Genomic DNA, 18,292 nt, shown 5'->3' with positions numbered 1-18,292 from the left:
TTCAAAGCTACGCACAGGACACGACTGTTTACGGCATGAAGTCAGCAACTCCCCCACATGGGCATATGCCACAACCCACCGCACCCGCACACGAGTTCGCCATGCAGTTCACCTCCACCCCTCGCGGCGCCCGCCTCGCCCGCCGTCTCGTCTCGCACCGCCTGAACGACTGGGGCCACCCCTACACGACCCCCACCAACGAGACCCTCACCCTGATCACCGCCGAGCTCACCGCCAACGCCGTACGCCACGGCCACGTCCCCGGCCGCGACTTCCACCTCCGCCTCACCGCGACCGCCGACACCCTCCGCATCGAGGTGACCGACACCCGCACCGAGAAACACCCGACGCCCGCATCCACGCCCACTCCCCCGGCCCCCGACGCGGAATCCGGCCGAGGCCTCCTCCTCGTAGCGGCCCTCGCCCACGACTGGGGCGTCACCCCTCGCCCAACCGCCCCCGGCAAGACAGTCTGGGCCGAGCTGCACGCGCCGTACCCCGGTATCCTCCACGGCCGCCCCTAACCCCCACCGGACCATGACGCAAGTGGTGTGGACCAAATGCCGGAAGTCTCGCCACGCGGCGGCGGTGCGGGCACAATGGATGAATTGCAGGTTCCCGTGAGACGGAACCCCACCCTGAATGCTGGCCAAGCGACTTCGGAATGGGGCTCCGCCGAACCGGACCCGCGCATCCGGCCCCGGCTCTCAGCCGGGGTCGACTGCTGTCACACGCTGGGCAGAATCCACTCCCTCACGATCCTGATGATCGTCAGGGCGATACTCACCAGCTGGGCCGCAAGTGCGACCCTGCGCAGCATGATGCGACGGCGTCCTGGTGTCGGCTCCTCTTCCACGGTGTCCTCCTCTCCTCGTCGACACACCGGCCCCACGCAGGTCGTGGACGCCGCGGCAATCCGCGACCGTGGTGCGGTCGTCGCCAAGGACGGATGAACTCCGGTCGGATCCGAGCCGACCCGTGCAGGCCGCTACCGCGACTGCATCCTCCTTACGCCGAAAGGGTGTTGAGGCGTGCGCGGCCTTACTCGCAGAGTAGCTTGTTGTCCAGGCCAGGTATAGGGTGCTCCCATAAATCAACCCACTATCCGGGCCCCCCACATGGATGCATCGCAATCTGCTAGATAGCAATCTGTACTGCTCTGGAGAGCTGGCTCGCTCAGTCGGCCAGCAGCCTGACGTGCGTCAATGACATAGAACAGCAGCCGATGGGAGCTTGCCGTCAGGTACGTTGCTATCTGCTAGCTTGCGCACCGCATCCCTCAAAAGGAGGTACAGCCATCATGAGCGCGCCAAGTGCGGCCGAGCAGCGTCTCAAGCTTCGGACGGAGCTGCGCAAGGCACGCACACGTGCCGGCCTGTCGCAGCGGCAAGTGGCCAAGCAGATGGAGTGGTCCCCCTCGAAGCTGCTGCGCATCGAGTCGGGCGAGGTCAGCATCTCCGTCAACGACCTCAGGCCATTGCTGGCCGCGTACGGCATCAGCGACCGACGCCAGATCGAGTCCCTGCTCGACCTGGCGCGCGGCAGCCGGAAGATGCCCTTCGCCGAGTACCGGGACGTCTTCAGGGGCGAGTTCCTCCAGTTCCTCGCTCTTGAGGCGTCGGCGTCGGTCGGCCGCTACTTCAACTCCCTTCAGCTGCCCAGGCTGTTGCAGACAGAGGAGTACGCCCGAGCGATCGCCACGGCCTACGGCAGCGGGTCCACGCTCAATGAGACCGAAGAGCGCAGGCTGGAGGCGCAGCTCTCGCGCCAGGACCTGCTGCAGAGCGAGGACTGCCCGCAGCTGCACTTCATCCTCGACGAGGCCATCCTGCACCGGCAGATCGGTGGCCCCGGCGTCATGCGAGCCCAGCTCAAGCGTCTGGGCGAGCTGTCCCAGCATCCCAAGGTCACCATCATGGTGGTCCCCTACACCGCCGGCGCGCACCCCGGTCTCCAAGGGCCCTTCACACTCTTCGAGTTCGCCAGCGAGGAGATGCCCGACTCCCTGTACCTGGAGAACCCGCGCGGCGAAACCGTCGCTTCCAACAAACCCGAGGAGACGCGACGCTATCTGGAACTCTTCTGGCAGCTTGAGGACCTCAGTGTCAGCGGCAACATGGAAACTCTGATGCACGGCCTCATCCGCCGTATGGACGACGGCGCCGACGACCTCGCCGCCCTGCTGGACACGCCCCCTGAGGAGTAGCGCACGCTCGCGGGCACGCGAACCCCTTGGAGGCACTCTCACCCGGCAGGTGCCGACTGGCCTGGGAGCCTGGCGTGATTCGGCCCATTCACCTTCCCAGCAGCGGTTGTTACCCTGAGAAAAGGTGCTGTCCGCCCGTTCACCAGCGCCACCACACCGGCGGGACGGTCCGCGCCACAGGCCGGAGCCCTGCCTCAGCCGAGGTTCGAGGAGGGTTCCGTGGGCGCCTCACCGGTCTGGCACAAAAGCACGTACAGCGGCGCCACCGACGACGACTGTGTCGAAGTCGCCCGCACACGCACCCGCGTCCTCGTCCGCGACTCGAAACGACCGGCCGGCCCCGTCCTGCGGCTCTCCTTCTCCGCCTGGGAGCATTTCCTCGCCCACATCTCTCGTGCCGCAGCGCAGCGGGCCGCCTGACGACGTACGCGCCCCCCATGCCAGTCGGGCAGAATCGGGACCGACGTACTACCCACGAGGCCATTCCGGCTGCGAGACGGGACACGAGGGCACATGTCGCAGGAGGACAGCATCGGCAGCCGTAAGGCGGCGCGGGAGCAGGCGTCCCTGTTCAGTCGCTACATGGACGACGCCGAGGACAGCGGCGGGTTCCGGGTCGAGGTGGGCCCCGACGGGCGGGCGATCGACCTGGAACTGGAGCTTCCGGACCCCGAGTCGGAGGACGCGGCGGACCAGATCACCGCGCCGTACGACCCCTCCAAGATCGAGATCCAGACCCTCAACCCCACCATCAACCTGCTCATGTCCCGGCTGAGCAACGGCATGATCGACCTCGCCCCCGACTTCCAGCGGCATGCCGGGATCTGGTCGGACGAGCAGCAGAGCCGGCTGATCGAGTCGCTGCTGCTGCGCATCCCGATCCCTTCGTTCTACGCGGCCGAGACGGAGGACAGCGACTGGGCGATCATCGACGGCATCCAGCGGCTCACGGCCATCGCCCGGTTCATCGCGCCCCGGGCGCTGGCCGAGGTGGCGGGGATCGACGCGGGTCCGCTGCGGCTGCGCGGTCTGGAGTACCTGTACGAGGACTTCGAGGGCAAGGGATACGACGACCTCACCGGGCGGCTCCAGATCCGTCTGAACGAGACACAGGTCGTCGTCCACGTCATCCGGCCCGGCACTCCGGAAGAGGTCAAGTTCAACATCTTCGCCCGGATCAACACCGGCGGCCTCCCGCTCACCCGCCAGGAGCTCCGGCACGCGCTGATCCCGGGGCCGGCACGGCAGCTGCTGTCCTCGCTCGCCGAGTCGGAGGCGTTCGTGTCGGCGACGGGTGGCAGCATCCCCAGCGCCCGCATGGCCGACCAGGAGATGGTCCTGCGCGCTCTGGCCTTCCGGCTCACCTCCCCGGACACTTTCCGGGCCCAGGACTTCGACCAGTTCCTCGCTCACGCCATGCGGCAGATCAACCGGCTGTCCGATGAGGAACGAGCGGCGCACGCCTGGTCCTTCAAACGGGCGATGGACGCGGCCGAGATGATCTTCGGTGCGCACGCCTTTCGCAAGCTGTATCCAGGGCAGACGCGGCGCTCGCCGATCAACAAGGCCCTCTTCGAGTCGGTGACGGTCAACCTGGCCGAACTCTCCGATGGGGACCGCGGCGCGCTGGTAGCCTTCCGCGAGAAAGTGATCGAGGACTTCCAACTGCTCATGAAGGACCGGGATTTCGAGCGCGCCGTATCCGTCGGCACAGGCGACCGTGCCAAGGTCAGAACCCGGTTCGGCAAGGTCCGCGATCTCTTCCGCACGATTCTGGACAGCAACGGGGGCAGTGCGCAGTGATCGACCGGTTGTCGCTGGCCAACTTCAAGGCGTTCCGGTTGGCCGACATCCCACTCGCCCCGGTCACCCTGCTCACAGGCCTCAACTCGTCGGGCAAGAGCACGGTCTTACAGGCTTTCGCCCTGCTGCGCCAGTCGTACGACTCGCTCACGCTGTTCTCCAGTGACGGTGACTCGGAGCAGGGAGGCTTCCTTCTCAACGGCGATCTGGTGGAGTTGGGGACGGGACAGGATCTGGTCCACGAGGACTTCGTGCGTTCCCCGGGACTGCCCACTCCGCTGATCGGCATCAGGTTGCGCACAGACGACGGGCAGACCCACCAGTGGACCGCGCAGTACGCCCCCGAACAGGACGTGCTCCCCCTTCACTCGGCCTCGGGCTATCTGGAGGACGGCTCGCTCTTCGGCCGCTGCTTCCAGTATCTCAAGGCCGACCGCATCGTCCCTGCCACCAGCTACCCCCGATCCCATCACCAGGCCATCGCCCGCGCCTTCCTCGGCGCGCGCGGCGAACACACCGTCAACTACCTCCGGCACCATGCCCGGCACCCCATGCCGGAGGGCCCGCTCCGCCACCCCGGGGCGGATGCTCACACCGTCCTGGACCATGTGGTGGCGTGGATGCAGGAGCTGTGTCCAGGCGTCAACCTCGAAGCCTCGGAGATCCCCGGCATCGACTCCGTGCGCCTCAGCTACGGCTTCGACGGCACCGCGGGCCTGGACTCCTCCGCCCGGCGCCGCCCCACGAACGTCGGCTTCGGCCTCACGTACGCCCTGCCGATCGTCGTCGCCTGCCTGTCGGCGGGGCCGGGAAGCCTGATCCTGCTGGAGAACCCGGAGGCCCATCTCCACCCGCGCGGCCAGTCCCGTATGGCCGCCCTCATGGCCGCCGCAGCGGCCGCCGGAGCCCAACTGATCGTCGAGACCCACTCGGACCACGTCCTCAACGGCCTGCGCCTCGCGGTCAAGAACGGCGTCATCCCCGCCTCCGCCACCGCCGTGCACTACTTCCGCCGCAACGGACAACGAGCGGAGTTCGTCAGCCCGCAGATCCACGACGACGGCACCCTCTCCGACTGGCCGGCGGGCTTCTTCGACGAGTGGGAGAACTCCCTCGAACAGCTCCTCGACTGACCGTCGTCGCCGTTGCGCATCGCTTCTGGGGAGGGGGCCGTAGTGCCGCTGTCGTTATTCCTGAACGAGCTGTCCTGCCAGTCCGAGGCGGGTCCGAGACAGGTCGACGAGGCCATGGCCACGTTCGTGGCCACGCTGAAGCGCCTCGGCACCTGGCAGAAGGTGGAGCTCGTCACCGAGAGCCCGCTCCAGTCGGCCGAACTCGCACGCGGGTACGTCTACCAGCAGTGGGTGAACGCCACTCCCCTCAACAAGGAGCGGCACCGCCTCATCCTCAACCTGCGCGACCGCACCCCGGGCGCCCTGCGCGGCGTACTCGAAGCCGCCGGGCACGACCCGGCAGAGGTGGAGCACTTCCACGACGGCCGCCGCGCCGCCGGCATCGGCGCCGCCCACCTCGTGGACGGCATGGCCGTCAGCCTGCCCGTCAGCCCGAAATGGGCGGCCTCCTGGCTCGACGTCGACGTCGTCCGCGTCGGCGAGGACGACATCGAGTCCGAGCAGGACCGGGTCCGGCACTGCTCCACCCCGAACGAGGCCGACGAACACGAGGCGTGGGCGCGCGGCACCGGGCTCGGCTCGCTCACCAGCCCAGCCGAACTCCTCGACGTCTGGGACGAGTTCTTCCCGGCACTGGAGCGCCTGCCCCGCTTCGACCGCGACCTGCGCGCCCTCGACCCCAAGTGGTTCCGCGCCGTCCGCAACCTCCTGGCCGACCTCCAGTCCACGGCCGCCGACCACTGGGACCTCGCCCGCTCTCCCGAACCCGACTGGCGGGACCCGCACATCACTCCCGAGTCGCAGAGCCGGCGCCATCTGTGCACCTTCCCCGACCCTGACCTCGACGGCCGGGACACGTGCTTCTCCTGGCACGGCCGGATGACACCGGGCAAGGGGCGCCTGTACTTCCGCCTGGTGCCCGAGCGGAAGGCTTTCCGCCTCGCTTACGTCGGTGCCAAACCCGGCAGCGACCGTCTGTCCAACTGAGGGCCCTGCCCGGCCATGAGCCACGACGACTGGATCGGATCACTTCGGTGGTCGCGGGTACGAAATCAGGGGGGCTGATGCCTGCGGAGCAACAGCGGCGTGCTGAAGTCGTCGACTACTGGCGAGCCGTGGAGCTCTTCAGTCCGCCCCAGCTGCCATCCCCTCCCCGGCATGGAGCCCGGGTGTCGGAGCGCGAGTGGATCCAGCAGGTGAATGTCCGTCCCGGGGAACCATGGCCCGCGCTGCCCTGGGAACCGGCTCACCCCCTCCGGCGCGAGCGGATCGACACCCGGAAGGAAGTCTGGCGCCACACGGTCTACGGCGGGGTCTTCCCGCTGTCCGCCGTACACCGTGCCCTCGAGGAACACTTCGGCGCGGACGGCGAGGACTATTCCGGTGCACGGCAGCCGAAGGGCGAGACCGCGGTCTTCGCCATCACCGTGAACGCCGATGGCATGCTTCTGGACGGCGCAACGGCCTTTTCGACGTGTGCGTGGGCGACCGGCGCGTCCGTGATCCTGGTCCGAATGAACCGGACTGGCTCGACGGGTTCGCGAAGACGGAGTCCGCGTGCCGGCAGGCCATCAGCATGCTCACACAGCATCACATTCCTTACATCAACGTCCTCGCGCCCTCAGATCCGGAACCTCTCGTCCCCGACGAGGACGCGGCGTCGGCCGGCGTTCCGCCTGCCCGCACGGGCGGCGACTGGCGCAGCCTGGTGCGGGAGATCCTCGGCTCGGCCGCCGTCGGCGCGCTCGGTGCGCTGATCGGGGATTTCGGAGCCGGTGCCGTCGCGGGGGCCCTGCGGCCCGTCGTGCGGCGTGTCGGGCAAACCCGGCGGCGCATGGACGACGACGCCTTGACGGCTGCTCCTTCCAGGCGTCCTGATGTGTCGCCGGGCCAGGAAAATGACGGTTCCGCTCAGTCGGAGGAGACCGAACACGAGTTGGAGCCCGGGCGGCCGCTGGAGCTGCCCGACGAGCCGAGCGGGCCGAGATCTGGCAGCTGGCGGAGAAGTTCACCCAACGTCTGGACCGCCTGGGCCGCCAGACATGGGCCCAGGTGGCCGAGCGGGCCGCCCGTCTGGAAATGGAGCGCGAGCAGCGGATCCAGGCGGTCGAGCGGCACCGCGAAGAGGCAGGCGGCCTCGACAACATCCACCTCCAGGACGGCTCCGCAGGATGGCTGCTCCATCGCTACCGGCACATCGTGGTGGACGAGGCCCAGGACCTTCGGCCGGGCCACTGGAAGATGCTGCGGGCCATGGTCGCACCCGACCGGAACGACATCTTCCTCGTCGGTGACACACACCAGCGCATCTACAACAACCAGGTGACCCTTGGCAGTCTCGGCGTCAACATCCGCGGCCGGTCCGCGAAGCTCACCCTGAGCTACCGCACCACGCGGCAGATTCTCGGATCCGCGCTCGGCGTGCTCGAGGGCGAGTCCTTCGACGACCTGGACGGCAGTCAGGAAACCCTCGCCGGATACCGGTCCGTGCTCAATGGCGCACCCCCGGCTCTCCATGCGAGCCCGGACTGGGAATCCGAGCGCGAGGAGATCGCGGCGCTGATCTCGTCCTGGAACGACATTGCTCTGGAGCAGATCGCGATCTGCGCCCCCACCAACTCCATGGCGCAGGAGGTGGCTGTCACCCTCGCCCAGGCGGGCATCAGAGCCGTGGAAATCGGTCCGGACGGGCCTCGTGGCGATGAAGGCGTCCACATCGGGACCATGTTCCGCTTCAAGGGACTCGAATACCAGCGCATGATCATCGCAGGAGTGACAGAGGGACTTGTCCCACGCAACGAGGTGATCGCACTGCAGCGCACTGACGCTCTGCGATACCGACGCGAACTCCAGCGCGCACGGTCCCTCCTGTTCGTCGCCGCAACACGGTCCCGAGATTCTCTTGCCGTCTTCTGGCACGGGAAGCCCAGCCGATTCCTGGCTCCGCTGCTCTGACCTGCTACTTCGTCGCGTTGTCAGTGGTGCGCGTCATCAATGAACTCGTCACTCAGCGTAACGATGACGGGGAAACAGTGATGACGACGCACGAGAAGGATCACAAGGGTCAAGAGGCTCACGCCGGCCAAGACCCGCAGCCGACCCGCGCCTACCTGTCCGCCGCCGGGCTACGGGCTCGCGGCTGGACTCCCGGCATGGTGCGGCAACTGCTCGGCGAACCCGATCAACTGCGCACCAATCCGTACTTCCGCTCCGCCCCGCAGACCCGCCTCTACCGCACCGAGCACGTCGAGGCCGCCGAGCGGAGCGAGGAGTTCAGGGCCGCTTCCGCCGCTGCCGCGCGACGGTCCGCCGCCGCGCGGGCTGCCGCTCCGCGCAGGCGGCGGGAGGTGTTGGCGCGGATCGCGGCGGAACCCATCGATGTGCCGCGGCTCGCCCCGCACACGCTGGCGACGCTGGCGGTCGACCACCGCAATCGCCGGGACGAGGAGCGGGCGTTGCGGCGATCGAGGCACGTGGCGGATCCGGCCACGGTGGAGAGCGCCGAGCCCGGCGCGCTCGATCGCTGGAAGGTCAACTACCTGCGCCATCGGCTGACTCGCTACGACGAGATCCTCGACGAGTTGTTCGGGCGCATCGGACGCGCGGCTGCGGAGGACCTGCTGCGGCGCAGGGTCTACGCGGCCATCTCCAAGGCGCACCCGGACCTTGCACAGGAGTGCGAACGCCAGCTGCGTGAACGGGAGTGCGGTCCATCGCCCGGATGACATCCCCGGGTGAAGCTCCGAGGACGCCGGGCCGACCAGTTGCCACGTCCCTACGCTCCGGGCCCATGAAGGATGATCAAGTCGCTCGCGTGCACGAACGCCTCGTGGCCCGCGCCGAGTTGTGTCCTGTCGCCCTCGGTGAAGGCCTTCGGTTCGGGCTCTGGGACCTCGCCTCACTCGCCGAAGGCGCCCTCGACGAGTGCGTCGGCCCGGAGTCGCTCACCGTGTCGAGCGAGAAGCGGTGGCGGCTCCGGCTGGGCTCGGACGGGCGTGAGCCCAGGCACGACGACGACTTCCGCAGGAGGTACTGGATCTGCTCGCCGGACGGCGGACGCGGCGGGCCCATGGGGACCATCGCCGTCGACACCTGGCCCGTGGGCGCGGGCGCGGTGCGCATCTCGTCGCTGTACGTCCATCCCGTCGCCCGCCGGCAAGGAATCGCCTCGGCCGAGGGCTGTGGGTCACGTCGTGGAAGCATGCGCTGGGGCCCGCCCGGCTGTCGTATCTCGTCCCGCTCCTCGTCGCCGGAAGCGACCGCGGGCGGCTGCGCCACGGTCTCCCGGCCGTGTGACGCGGGCACGCGGAAATTCGGATGCGGGGTCGGCAACCGGGCTGGAGGATCGGTGAGTTGTGCACTGTCGGCCCTCTCAGGAGCTCCCGTGATCCAGCGCGTCACCGTCCCCGCGCTCCTCCCACCGCCCACCTACTCCCACGCTTCCGGGGCGCGCTCATGATGGTCGTCCTGCGCCGGGCCGAAGCCGCCGACGCGCGCCCTGCGGCCGACGTCTGGCTGCGTTCCTTCGCCGCCGCGCTGCCCACCGTCGTCCGACCTCGCACCGATGACGAGGTGTGCGCCTACTTCCAAGAGGTCGTGGTGCCCCTCCGGGAGACCTGGGTCGCGGAGTCGGCGGACGGCGTCGTGGGCGTGATGGTGCTCGCCGGGGCCGAGCTGTCCCAGCTCTACCTCCACCCCGACTGGCGCGGCCGCGGCATCGGTGACCGGTTCGTCGCGCTCGCCAAGGAGCGCAGTCCGCAGGGCCTGACGCTGTGGACCTTCCAGGTCAACTCCCCTGCCCACCGCTTCTACGAACGCCACGGCTTCGTCGCCGTCGAGCGCACCGACGGCAGCGGGAACGAGGAGCAGGAGCCGGACGTGCGGTTCGTGTGGCGGCCGTGAGCCCCCGGTCACCCCACGCCCCGCCCCCACTCCCGCCTCTTCCGCACCGGCTTCGCATAACTCCCCGCCCGGCTCGTGGTCAGCCCCAGCCCGACCAGCGACTCCGCCAACCGCACCGCCGCCCCCACCCCGTCGACAACCGGCACTCCCAGCTTCTCCCCCACCACCCGCTGCAGCCCCGTCATCCCTGCGCACCCCAGCACCAGTACCTCGGCCCCAGCCGCCCGCGCCCGTTCGGCGGCCGCCAGGAACGCGGCCTCGGTACGGTCGGTGTCGCCGAGGTCGAGGACGCCCAGCCCCGTGCCGACGACGGCGACGCAGTTGCGCCCCACACCCGCCGTCTCCAGGCTGTCCTCGATCTGCCCGCACGACCGCTCCAGCGTGGTGACGACGCCGTACCGCCGGCCCAGCAGGCAGGCCAGATGCGCCGCGGCCTCCGTGATGTCGACGACGGGTACGTCCAGCAGCTCCCGTGCGCCTTCGCGCCCGTGCTCCCCGAAGCCGGCCATGACGACCGCGTCGTACGGCGGCCCCTCGTATGTCCGCAGCGCGTCCAGGACAGCCGCCGCCGACAGGTAGCTGTCGAGCCAGCCCTCCGCGGACTCCGGGCCCCAGGAGGGGGTCAGGCCGGTCACGGTGGTGCCCGGACCTGCCGCGGCCCGGGCACCTCGTACGATCTCCTCGGTCATCTCCTGCGTGGTGTTGCAGTTGGTGACGACGATCCGCACTCGCTCAACCCTCCACCGCACTGCGCTCGCGTCGGCACAGGACCGCGTACAGCCCGGCCGCCAGGGCCGTGCCGATGAACCACGAGTACGGCGCCACGTCGCTGAACGTCTTCACCAGCGCGAGCACCGCCGCGACCGCCGCGGCCGGCAGGAACGCCCACAGCGCCTTGGGGTTGACGCCCTTGCGGTAGTAGTAGCGGGAGCCGGGCTCGGCGTTGAACAGCTCGTTCACGTCGACGCGGCCGCGCTTGACCCAGTAGTAGTCGACCATGATGACGCCGAACAGCGGGCCCAGGAAGGCGCCGAGGCCGCCCAGGAAGTAGTTGACGACCGTCGGGTTGGAGAACAGGTTCCACGGGGTCACGAGCAGCGCCGCGACCGTGCTGATCATGCCGCCGACCTTGAAGGTGATCTTCTGCGGCCAGACGTTGGCGAGGTCGTACGCCGGTGAGACGAAGTTGGCGACGATGTTGACGCCCATGGTGGCGATGGCGAACGTCAGGGCACCCACGACCAGGACCCAGGTGTTGCCGATCTCGGCGACGAGGTAGGCGGGGTCGGTGATCTCCTTGCCGAACACCTCGTACGCGCCCGCGGTGACGACGACCGACAGGATCACGAACGCCGTGGAGTTGACGGGCAGACCCCAGAAGTTGCCGCGCTTGACGGTGCGGTAGTCGGGTGCGAAACGGGAGAAGTCGCAGAAGTTGAGCATCAGGGTGCCGTACGTCGCCAGCACCAGGCCGACCGCACCGAACCACTGGCGCCATTGCTCACCCACCGACACCGGGTGCGGGGTGCTGGTCAGGGAAATCGTCCAGTCGGCCTCGGCCAGGATCCAGACCGCCAGCGCGATCATCACCACCCAGATCGCCGGGCCGCAGAAGTCCTGGAACTTCCGTACGGACTCCATGCCCCGGCTGATGATCATCGCCTGGACCAGCCACAGGGCCACGAGCGACACCCAGCCCAGCGCGTCGAGCCCCAGGAACGAGCTGTGCGTCCAGGACTCCAGGCCCGGCCAGGCCGCCAGCAGCATCACGTTGACGGCGACGGAGGCGAGATAGGTCTGGATGCCGTACCACATGATGGCGATGACGGCCCTGATCAGGGCGGGGATGTTGGCGCCCCAGACGCCGAAGCCGATGCGGCTGACGACCGGGAAGGGGACGCCGGTGCGCTGGCCGATGCGGCCCATCATGTTCATCCCGACGTAGATGATCACGAAGCCGATGAGCAGCGACGTGAAGATCTGCCAGACGTTCATGCCGAGGAAGAACAGGCCCGCGGCGAAGGTGTAGTTGCCGAGGTTGTGGACGTCGGACATCCACATGGCGAAGAGGTCGAAGACCTTCCAGTTGCGCTTGCCTGCCGGGGCGAGGTCTTCGTTGGTGAGGCGTGGGTCGGGGACGAACGCTGTCGTGCCGGTGGCTTCGGCACGGTCGGCGAGGGACACGGGGCCTCCAGGGGACGGGACGGGGGCACGGCGGCCTTTGTGGGGGTGTGGGGCTTGCAGGCGTAGGTGCGAGGCTGTCGTCGCGCTGTTTGGTATACCAAACTGCCGACATGGTCCCGCCGTCAACCGTTCCGACCGATGTCGCTGTTGTTAACGCCGAGTAAAAGACACCCGGGGTCGGCGAAGATGGCCCCATGACGAAGATCGAACCTCTCGGAGCCGTGCGCGAGCGCGTCCTGGCCACGCTGCGGCAGGACATCATCGCGGGCCGCCTCCGCCCCGGCGACCGGCTGGTCGAGCGCGAGCTGGCCGAGCGGTTCGGTGTCTCGCGCGTGCCGGTCCGCGAGGCGATCCGGGCGTTGGTCGCGGAAGGGTTCGTGCTCTTCGAGACACCGCGGCGCACGGTCGTACGCCGACTCACCCCGACCGACGTCAAGGAACTGTTCGAGCTCCGTGAGGCGTTGGAGGTCTATGCGGCCGGCCTGGCCGCATCACGCGCGACGCCCGGGGCACTGGCGGAGCTGCGGGACCTGCTGCGCAGCGCGGCCGACGCCACCGAGGCCGGGGACGCCGAGACCATCACCGACGTCAACACCCGTTTCCACGACCGCATCCTGGCCATGGCCGGCAACAGCCTGCTCATCTCGGTCATGGAACCGGTCGACAGCCGCCTGCGCTGGCTCACCCGGCAGAACGAGGAGTGGCCCCAACTCCTCACCGAGCACTGGGAGTTGTACGAGTCGATCGCCTCCGGCGACCCGGACCGGGCGCGCGCCCACGCCCTCAGCCACGTACGGGCCAACTACCGCTCGACAGTGCGGCACCTGTTCGGCGAGGCCGAGGAAGCCCCTTAGCGTGCGGCGTACTTGTCCGTCGCCGCCACCAACATCTCCGTCATCCCGGGCGCACCCGCGTTGTGCCCGACCTCGTCGACCACCACCAGCTCGCTGCCCGGCCAGGCGTGGTGCAACCGCCAGACGATGCCGAGCAGGTTGCCGAAGTCGAGGGCGCCCTGGACGAGGGTGCCGGGGATGCCCTTCAGCAGATGGGCGTCGCGCAGGACGACATCGTCGTCGACGCCCTCGCCCAGCAGGTGGTCCTTGCCCCAGTAGTGCGTCACCGTGCGGGCGAAGCCCATGCGGAACGCCGGGTTCTCGTAGCGTTCCACGGATCGCGGCGGCGCTGGGATGATCGCCGTCTCCCAGTCGGTCCAGGCACGCGCCGCCCGCTCCCGCACCGCCGGATCGGGGGACTCCAGCAGCCGGTTGTACGCGGCAGCGAGGTTTCCGTCGCGTTCGGCCACGGGCAGTTCGCCCACGAAGCGTTCGAAGGCCTCCGGGAAGATCCTGCCAAGCCCCCTGATCATCAGCGCCACTTCGGCGTTCGAACCGGTCGCGACACCGGTCAGCACCAGCTCGGACACCGCACCGGGGTGCGTCTGCGCGTACCGCAGCCCGAGCACCGACCCCCACGACACGCCCCACACCAGCCACCGCTCGATCCCGAGGTGGCGCCGCAGCAGCTCCAGGTCGGCGATGATGTGCGGCGTCGTATTGACGCTCATGTCAGTGTCGTACGCGCTCGCCGGCGGCGTCGAACGCCCGCAGCCGCGCTGGTCGAGCAGCACGATGCGGTATGCGGCCGGGTCGAAGTAGCGCCGGAAGCTCGGGGAACAGCCGGAGCCGGGCCCGCCGTGCAGCATCACCGCGGGCTTGCCGTGCGGGTTGCCGCAGGTCTCCCAGTAGATGCGGTTGCCGTCACCGACGTCGAGCATGCCGTGGTCGTACGGTTCGATCTCCGGATAGAGGCCCATCGGGGCACCGTATCGTCACTACGGCGGCCGTGTCCCGTCAGTTTCGCGCAGCCAGGCCCGCCGTACGCGCCGCTCCGCGCAGCACGTCCCGCAGCATCTGAGGGGTGAGGCGGCCGGTGAAGGTGTTGCGCTGGCTGACGTGGAAGCAGCCGAAGAGGTCCAGTCCGTCGAGGGCCACCCGCGCGCCGTGCGCGAAGGCCGGCCGGGGCCGCGGCACCGTCCAGCCCGCCTCCGCGAACGCCGGCAGTGCGGCCTGCCAGCCGAAGGCGCCGAGCACCACCACCGCCCGCAGGGTGGGGCGCAGCAGGTGCAGTTCCTGGACGAGCCAGGGGCGGCAGGTGTCCCGTTCCTCGGGGGTGGGTCGGTTGGCGGGCGGGGCGCAGTGGACGGGGGCGGTGACGCGTACGCCGTACAGCTCCAGGCCGTCGTCGGCGGTGCGGGAGGTGGGCTGTGAGGCCAGACCCACGTCGTACAACGCCTCGTACAGCACGTCCCCGGACCGGTCGCCGGTGAACATCCGGCCGGTACGGTTGCCGCCGTGCGCGGCCGGGGCCAGGCCGACGATCAGCAGCCGGGCGTCCGGCGGGCCGAAACCCGGGACGGGCCGCCCCCAGTACGTCCAGTCGGCGAAGGCGGCCCGCTTGGTACGGGCCACCTCCTCACGCCAGGCGACCAGCCGCGGACACGCCCGACAGCCCGCGATCCGCTGGTCGAGGGCGGAGAGGCTGCCGGCGTCCATGGGTCCACCGTAGATCCGGGTGCGCCGGGCGGTCAGCCCAGCCTGCGGCAGTACAGCGCATCCGGCCGTGCCGAGCCCACCCGGCCCGTGTACGCGATCCCGGCCGCGTACTCGTCGTCCGCGCACTGCCCCTTGTAGTGGCCCTGCGCGAAGTCCCCGCCCTTGGGGGCCGAGCCCCTGTTGTCGCCCCGGTCGAACCAGACCGTACGACCGATCGTGCCGAGCCTGCCAGACGGTGCGGCCGCACACAGGGCGGCGGAAACGGCGGCGCCGCGGACGCTGTACCCGATGAGGAACTGACCGTCGGCGCACTGGAGCTTGGTGTACCCGGACGCCCAGTCCTGGCCCGGCCTGACGTGCCGCTCGTCGACGACGACCTGGTGTCCGCCGGCCGGGTCCCACAGGGCACCGGCGGACACGTCCGTGCACAGGCCGCGGCTGCCTGTGTGGCTGAGGCCGAGGAGGCGCCGCCCGTCGGGGCAGACGGCCTTGCGGGCGCCGGAGTCCCAGTCGGGGAGCGCGCGCATCCGCCGCGACTGGACGAAGTCGCCGTGGTCGGGGCTGAGCATCGACCACTGCGTCACGGGGGCGACGCGACCGGTGCGGCCCTGGACCCCGATGAGCCGGGTCCAGGCGGCGGCTCGCCAGTCGTCGCCGTCGTACAGGCCCATGCGGTTGCCTGCGGAGTCCCAGTGCAACAGGGCCCAGCCGTTGCCTTTGCGGTCCTCGTGCCAACCGACGAGCGGCCAGTACGCGAAGTCTGCGTCGGTACGGATCAGGTGATCGACGAAGCTCTCGAACCAGGCGCGCTGCCTGACGCCGGTCTCGTCCCGGCCGCCGATGCCGAACTCGCTGATCCAGACGGGGGCGGTGAAGTGCTGGTCCTGTTCGGCGGTCACGAAGAAGGCCCGGCGATTCAGTACGTCGATCAGTTCCGCGGGGCTCAGGTCGCGGTAGCGGGGGTCGCTGGTCTCGCCCGTTCCGGTGGCTCCGCTGTGGTTGGGGCCGGTGTAGTCGTAGAAGTGGGCGGAGTACATGAGCTTGCCGGAGTCGACGAGGGTGTGCGAGAGGCGGCGTACGGGCTCCAGAGTGGGGCGTTCGTGCGCGAAGCCGTCGACGGGGATGCCCGTCCAGTTGATGCCCTCGACGATGATCAGGAGGTCGGGATTCGCCTCCGTCAGGATGCGGTCGCCGACGCGCTGCGAGGCGGCGAACCAGTCGTGGTTGTCGCCGAGCCCCCAGTTGGGGTCGTCCCAGACGTTGCGGCGCACCTCGTTGTAGAGGTCGGCGCCGACGACGCGCTCGTTGTCCTTGTAGCGGCGGGCCATGAACAGCCAGTCGTTCTCCCATGTACTGGTGGACTGGCTCGCGTTCCAGCGCTCGTTGCCGTCGACTCCGCAGCACCAGCGGGTGGTGTTGGTGTGGTTGTTGAGGATCACCGCGAGTCCGGCGGCGGTGAGCTCACGGACCACGACGTCGTACACCTGGAGCGGGGTCTTGCCGCGCAGGGAGGGGTTGGCGGCGACGGAATCGTCGGTGACGGGACGGCTGTCGTGGATCATCTCGTTGGAGAAGGGCAGCCGGATGCTGTTGATCCCGAGCTCCTGGAAACCGGCGATGATCTCGGCCATGGGGGCGCGGTCCAGGCCGAGCGGCATCCGGCCGGAGTTCTCGCCGGCGTGGTGGTTGGCGTCCTCGTCCGCGCTTCCCGAGCCGTTCCAGGTGCCGCTCGCTCCGTGCCAGTTGCCGGAGCGCAGCTTGAACCGCTCTCCGTCGGCGTCCACGATCCAGCGGCCACGGGTGCTCAGCGGGGGCGTCCAGTCCGGCGCGGCCGTGACGGACACGGATTCGGCGGCGGCAGCGGGCTCCCGGACGACCCGGGGTCCCTGCGGGACCGTGGGCTCTTGTGCGACCGCGGGGGTGGGCGCCATGAGGAGCACGGCGGTCAGTGTGGCTCTCACGAAGGATCCGCGCACGGTCACCACCCGAGGACGACGTTGTCATGGCGGCGTCATCATGGGGGATGCAGGGTCATTGGTCCAGACGTACTCGTTACTCGTTGACCGGCCACGAAAGGCGTTCGGACGCAACCGAACCCGGGGACTAAGGTCGAAGCATGGCTTCGGAGCGCACCGGCAAGGACAGAAACGGCAGCAACGGCCGGAAGGGACGGAGGAACGGCAGGGACATCGCCATCCCCTCCGCCGAACGTGCCTCCGATGTGCCTCGTACCGTCGCGGCCGACGCTCGGGAAGACACAGACCTCCGCGCGAAGGCCGTCGATCCGACGGCCACGGATCCGACGGCCGGCACGGACCAGCAAGCTGTGGAACCGGCGGCCGTGGATGCGAAGGGGGTGGATCCGAAGATTGCCGCCGCTGTGGCAGCCGCCGAGGCGGCCGGGCCGGCGAACGGCGAGACCGTCCGCATCGACAGCTGGATCTGGTCCGTACGGCTGGTCAAGACCCGTTCCCAGGGCGCCACGGCCTGCCGGGGCGGCCATGTGCGCGTGAACGGCGAGCGGGTCAAGCCCGCGCATTCCGTCCGCGTCGGCGACGAGGTGCGCCTGCGGCAGGAGAACCGGGAGCGGATCGTCGTCGTCAAGCGCCTGATCCGCAAGCGGGTCGGCGCCCCGGTGGCCGTCCAGTGCTACATCGACAACAGCCCGCCGCCCCCGCCCCGCGAGGCCCTCGCCCCCGCCGGCATCCGCGACCGGGGCACTGGCCGGCCGACCAAGCGAGACCGCCGCGAACTGGAACGCCTGCGCGGCCTGGGCGGCCCGGGCGGCCTGGGAGGCCGTCCGTCCGGGGAACGGTGACCTGCCGGCGCGCGCCGCGCCCAGCCGGGCAGCCCGTCGGCCCGACGCACGGACCGCCCCGCATGTGGCGGAGAGCCTGTATGTGGCGGAGAGGACGTCCGGTCTGGCCTTTCGGCCACGGGGCGCCACCGTCGTCGCACGACCGGCCCCACCGCACGGCGGACGCCCGCCACAAGTCAGGCGCCCATCTCCCGCACCACTCACCCCCCTCGACGCACCACCCGCAGCAGCTCCCCGTTCTGTCGCCGCCGTGCCCAGGCGATCAGGGTGAGCGGCACGAGCAGGATCAGGGGTGTCGCCGCATGCTCGCCGTCGAAGACGGTGAGCTGGACGATGAACGCGCCCACCATCAGCCCGCTCAGCCCGATCGCCGCGACGGACTGCAGCAGAGGCAGCAACAGGCCGACCGCACCGGCCAGTTCGAGTGCACCGACGGTGTACATCCCGGCACTGCCCCAGCCCATGTCGTCGAAGATCTCGGCGGCCGAAGAGTGGCCGATCAGCTTGGGGAGGGCACTCGCGGTCGCGAAGAAGAGCGCGAGCACAACCTGGAGGGAACGCAGGGCGATACGGGCGCGACGCCCCCGCGCGGTCTCGGACTCGGCGACGACGATGCCGGACGAGGCTACGGAAGCTGCGGAAGCGGTGGAATCGGACATGAGGGGCTCCTGGGTAGGTGAAGCGGTCCGTGATG

General features: G+C 69.5%; 19 protein-coding genes and 1 pseudogene. 12 read left to right on the top strand and 8 right to left on the bottom strand.

The window, feature by feature from the left end:
- Positions 1 to 65: 65 nt before the first annotated feature.
- Entirely contained in the window at positions 66 to 524 is a 459-nt protein-coding gene (locus ACKTSN_RS34700) for an ATP-binding protein (protein ID WP_409472732.1), read from the top strand.
- A gap of 203 nt (positions 525 to 727) precedes the next feature.
- On the opposite strand, the gene ACKTSN_RS34695 is transcribed toward ACKTSN_RS34700, so the two are convergent.
- Positions 728 to 856 (bottom strand): hypothetical protein, encoded by a 129-nt coding sequence (locus tag ACKTSN_RS34695; RefSeq protein WP_409472731.1) that lies wholly within the window; start codon positions 854 to 856, stop codon positions 728 to 730.
- A 444-nt stretch (positions 857 to 1,300) separates the two neighbouring features.
- Between ACKTSN_RS34695 and ACKTSN_RS34690 the strand changes: the two genes are divergently transcribed.
- The 5 genes from ACKTSN_RS34690 to ACKTSN_RS34670 all read left to right on the top strand — a co-directional run bounded on the left by ACKTSN_RS34690 (position 1,301) and on the right by ACKTSN_RS34670 (position 6,129).
- Complete coding sequence (locus ACKTSN_RS34690) at positions 1,301 to 2,206, top strand: helix-turn-helix domain-containing protein (protein WP_409472730.1); 906 nt, start codon at positions 1,301 to 1,303, stop codon at positions 2,204 to 2,206.
- A 219-nt stretch (positions 2,207 to 2,425) separates the two neighbouring features.
- Positions 2,426 to 2,626 carry a DUF397 domain-containing protein gene (locus tag ACKTSN_RS34685; protein WP_409472729.1) on the top strand — a complete coding sequence of 67 codons (201 nt, stop codon included), beginning with the start codon at positions 2,426 to 2,428 and terminating at the stop codon, positions 2,624 to 2,626.
- A gap of 93 nt (positions 2,627 to 2,719) precedes the next feature.
- Positions 2,720 to 4,009, top strand: coding sequence for a DUF262 domain-containing protein (locus ACKTSN_RS34680; RefSeq protein ID WP_409472728.1), 1,290 nt, complete (start codon positions 2,720 to 2,722; stop codon positions 4,007 to 4,009).
- Complete coding sequence (locus ACKTSN_RS34675; RefSeq protein ID WP_409472727.1) at positions 4,006 to 5,142, top strand: AAA family ATPase; 1,137 nt, start codon at positions 4,006 to 4,008, stop codon at positions 5,140 to 5,142. The genes ACKTSN_RS34680 and ACKTSN_RS34675 overlap by 4 nt, the downstream gene beginning before the upstream one ends.
- Before the next feature lie 42 nt (positions 5,143 to 5,184).
- Positions 5,185 to 6,129: a hypothetical protein gene (locus ACKTSN_RS34670; RefSeq protein ID WP_409472726.1), complete on the top strand. Its 945-nt coding sequence runs from the start codon at positions 5,185 to 5,187 to the stop codon at positions 6,127 to 6,129.
- Between the two features lie 634 nt (positions 6,130 to 6,763).
- Here ACKTSN_RS34670 and ACKTSN_RS34665 read toward each other — a convergent pair.
- The gene (locus tag ACKTSN_RS34665; RefSeq protein WP_409472725.1) at positions 6,764 to 6,964 is read right to left on the bottom strand and encodes a hypothetical protein; all 201 of its coding nucleotides are present in this window, start codon (positions 6,962 to 6,964) and stop codon (positions 6,764 to 6,766) included.
- 140 nt (positions 6,965 to 7,104) lie between these two features.
- Between ACKTSN_RS34665 and ACKTSN_RS34660 the strand changes: the two are divergent.
- From ACKTSN_RS34660 to ACKTSN_RS34645, 4 genes and pseudogenes are all read left to right on the top strand, one after another.
- A pseudogene (locus ACKTSN_RS34660) lies at positions 7,105 to 8,097 on the top strand (3'-5' exonuclease); the annotation flags it as partial.
- Between the two features lie 80 nt (positions 8,098 to 8,177).
- Positions 8,178 to 8,867, top strand: a complete 690-nt coding sequence (locus ACKTSN_RS34655) for a hypothetical protein (RefSeq protein ID WP_409472724.1) — start codon at positions 8,178 to 8,180, stop codon at positions 8,865 to 8,867.
- Between the two features lie 65 nt (positions 8,868 to 8,932).
- The gene (locus tag ACKTSN_RS34650) at positions 8,933 to 9,601 is read left to right on the top strand and encodes a GNAT family N-acetyltransferase (RefSeq protein ID WP_409472723.1); all 669 of its coding nucleotides are present in this window, start codon (positions 8,933 to 8,935) and stop codon (positions 9,599 to 9,601) included.
- Positions 9,598 to 10,044, top strand: a complete 447-nt coding sequence (locus tag ACKTSN_RS34645; protein ID WP_409472722.1) for a GNAT family N-acetyltransferase — start codon at positions 9,598 to 9,600, stop codon at positions 10,042 to 10,044. Before ACKTSN_RS34650 ends, ACKTSN_RS34645 begins: the two co-directional genes overlap by 4 nt.
- 8 nt (positions 10,045 to 10,052) lie before the next feature.
- On the opposite strand, the gene ACKTSN_RS34640 is transcribed toward ACKTSN_RS34645, so the two are convergent.
- Positions 10,053 to 10,772, bottom strand: coding sequence for an aspartate/glutamate racemase family protein (locus tag ACKTSN_RS34640; protein ID WP_409472721.1), 720 nt, complete (start codon positions 10,770 to 10,772; stop codon positions 10,053 to 10,055).
- 4 nt (positions 10,773 to 10,776) lie between these two features.
- Positions 10,777 to 12,228, bottom strand: coding sequence for an NCS1 family nucleobase:cation symporter-1 (locus ACKTSN_RS34635; RefSeq protein WP_409472720.1), 1,452 nt, complete (start codon positions 12,226 to 12,228; stop codon positions 10,777 to 10,779).
- 194 nt (positions 12,229 to 12,422) lie between these two features.
- Between ACKTSN_RS34635 and ACKTSN_RS34630 the strand changes: the two genes are divergently transcribed.
- Entirely contained in the window at positions 12,423 to 13,082 is a 660-nt protein-coding gene (locus ACKTSN_RS34630; RefSeq protein WP_409472719.1) for a GntR family transcriptional regulator, read from the top strand.
- Here the strand turns inward: ACKTSN_RS34630 and pip are convergent.
- Genes pip through ACKTSN_RS34615 form a run of 3 tightly spaced genes read right to left on the bottom strand, consistent with a single transcriptional unit; the run spans position 13,079 to position 16,711 of the window.
- On the bottom strand, positions 13,079 to 14,041 hold the full coding sequence (pip, locus tag ACKTSN_RS34625) for a prolyl aminopeptidase (RefSeq protein ID WP_409472718.1): 963 nt from the start codon (positions 14,039 to 14,041) through the stop codon (positions 13,079 to 13,081). The two genes, ACKTSN_RS34630 and pip, sit on opposite strands and share 4 nt — an antisense overlap.
- Positions 14,042 to 14,078: 37 nt before the next feature.
- Positions 14,079 to 14,780 carry a uracil-DNA glycosylase gene (locus ACKTSN_RS34620; RefSeq protein ID WP_409472717.1) on the bottom strand — a complete coding sequence of 234 codons (702 nt, stop codon included), beginning with the start codon at positions 14,778 to 14,780 and terminating at the stop codon, positions 14,079 to 14,081.
- A gap of 32 nt (positions 14,781 to 14,812) precedes the next feature.
- Positions 14,813 to 16,711 (bottom strand): glycoside hydrolase family 5 protein, encoded by a 1,899-nt coding sequence (locus ACKTSN_RS34615; protein ID WP_409474994.1) that lies wholly within the window; start codon positions 16,709 to 16,711, stop codon positions 14,813 to 14,815.
- Between the two features lie 395 nt (positions 16,712 to 17,106).
- Here ACKTSN_RS34615 and ACKTSN_RS34610 point away from each other — a divergent pair, with 395 nt between their 5' ends.
- Complete coding sequence (locus ACKTSN_RS34610; protein WP_409474993.1) at positions 17,107 to 17,598, top strand: RNA-binding S4 domain-containing protein; 492 nt, start codon at positions 17,107 to 17,109, stop codon at positions 17,596 to 17,598.
- Positions 17,599 to 17,798: 200 nt separating this feature from the next.
- Here the strand turns inward: ACKTSN_RS34610 and ACKTSN_RS34605 are convergent, their stop codons facing one another.
- On the bottom strand, positions 17,799 to 18,257 hold the full coding sequence (locus tag ACKTSN_RS34605) for a DoxX family protein (RefSeq protein WP_409472716.1): 459 nt from the start codon (positions 18,255 to 18,257) through the stop codon (positions 17,799 to 17,801).
- Positions 18,258 to 18,292 lie beyond the last annotated feature (35 nt).

Origin of the sequence: Streptomyces flavusporus (genome assembly GCF_046267975.1) — a bacterium.
In the GTDB taxonomy this organism is placed as follows: Bacteria; Actinomycetota; Actinomycetes; order Streptomycetales; family Streptomycetaceae; genus Streptomyces; species Streptomyces flavusporus.
Note: the sequence above shows the minus strand (reverse complement) of the source record. Positions and strands in the feature narration are given on the sequence as shown.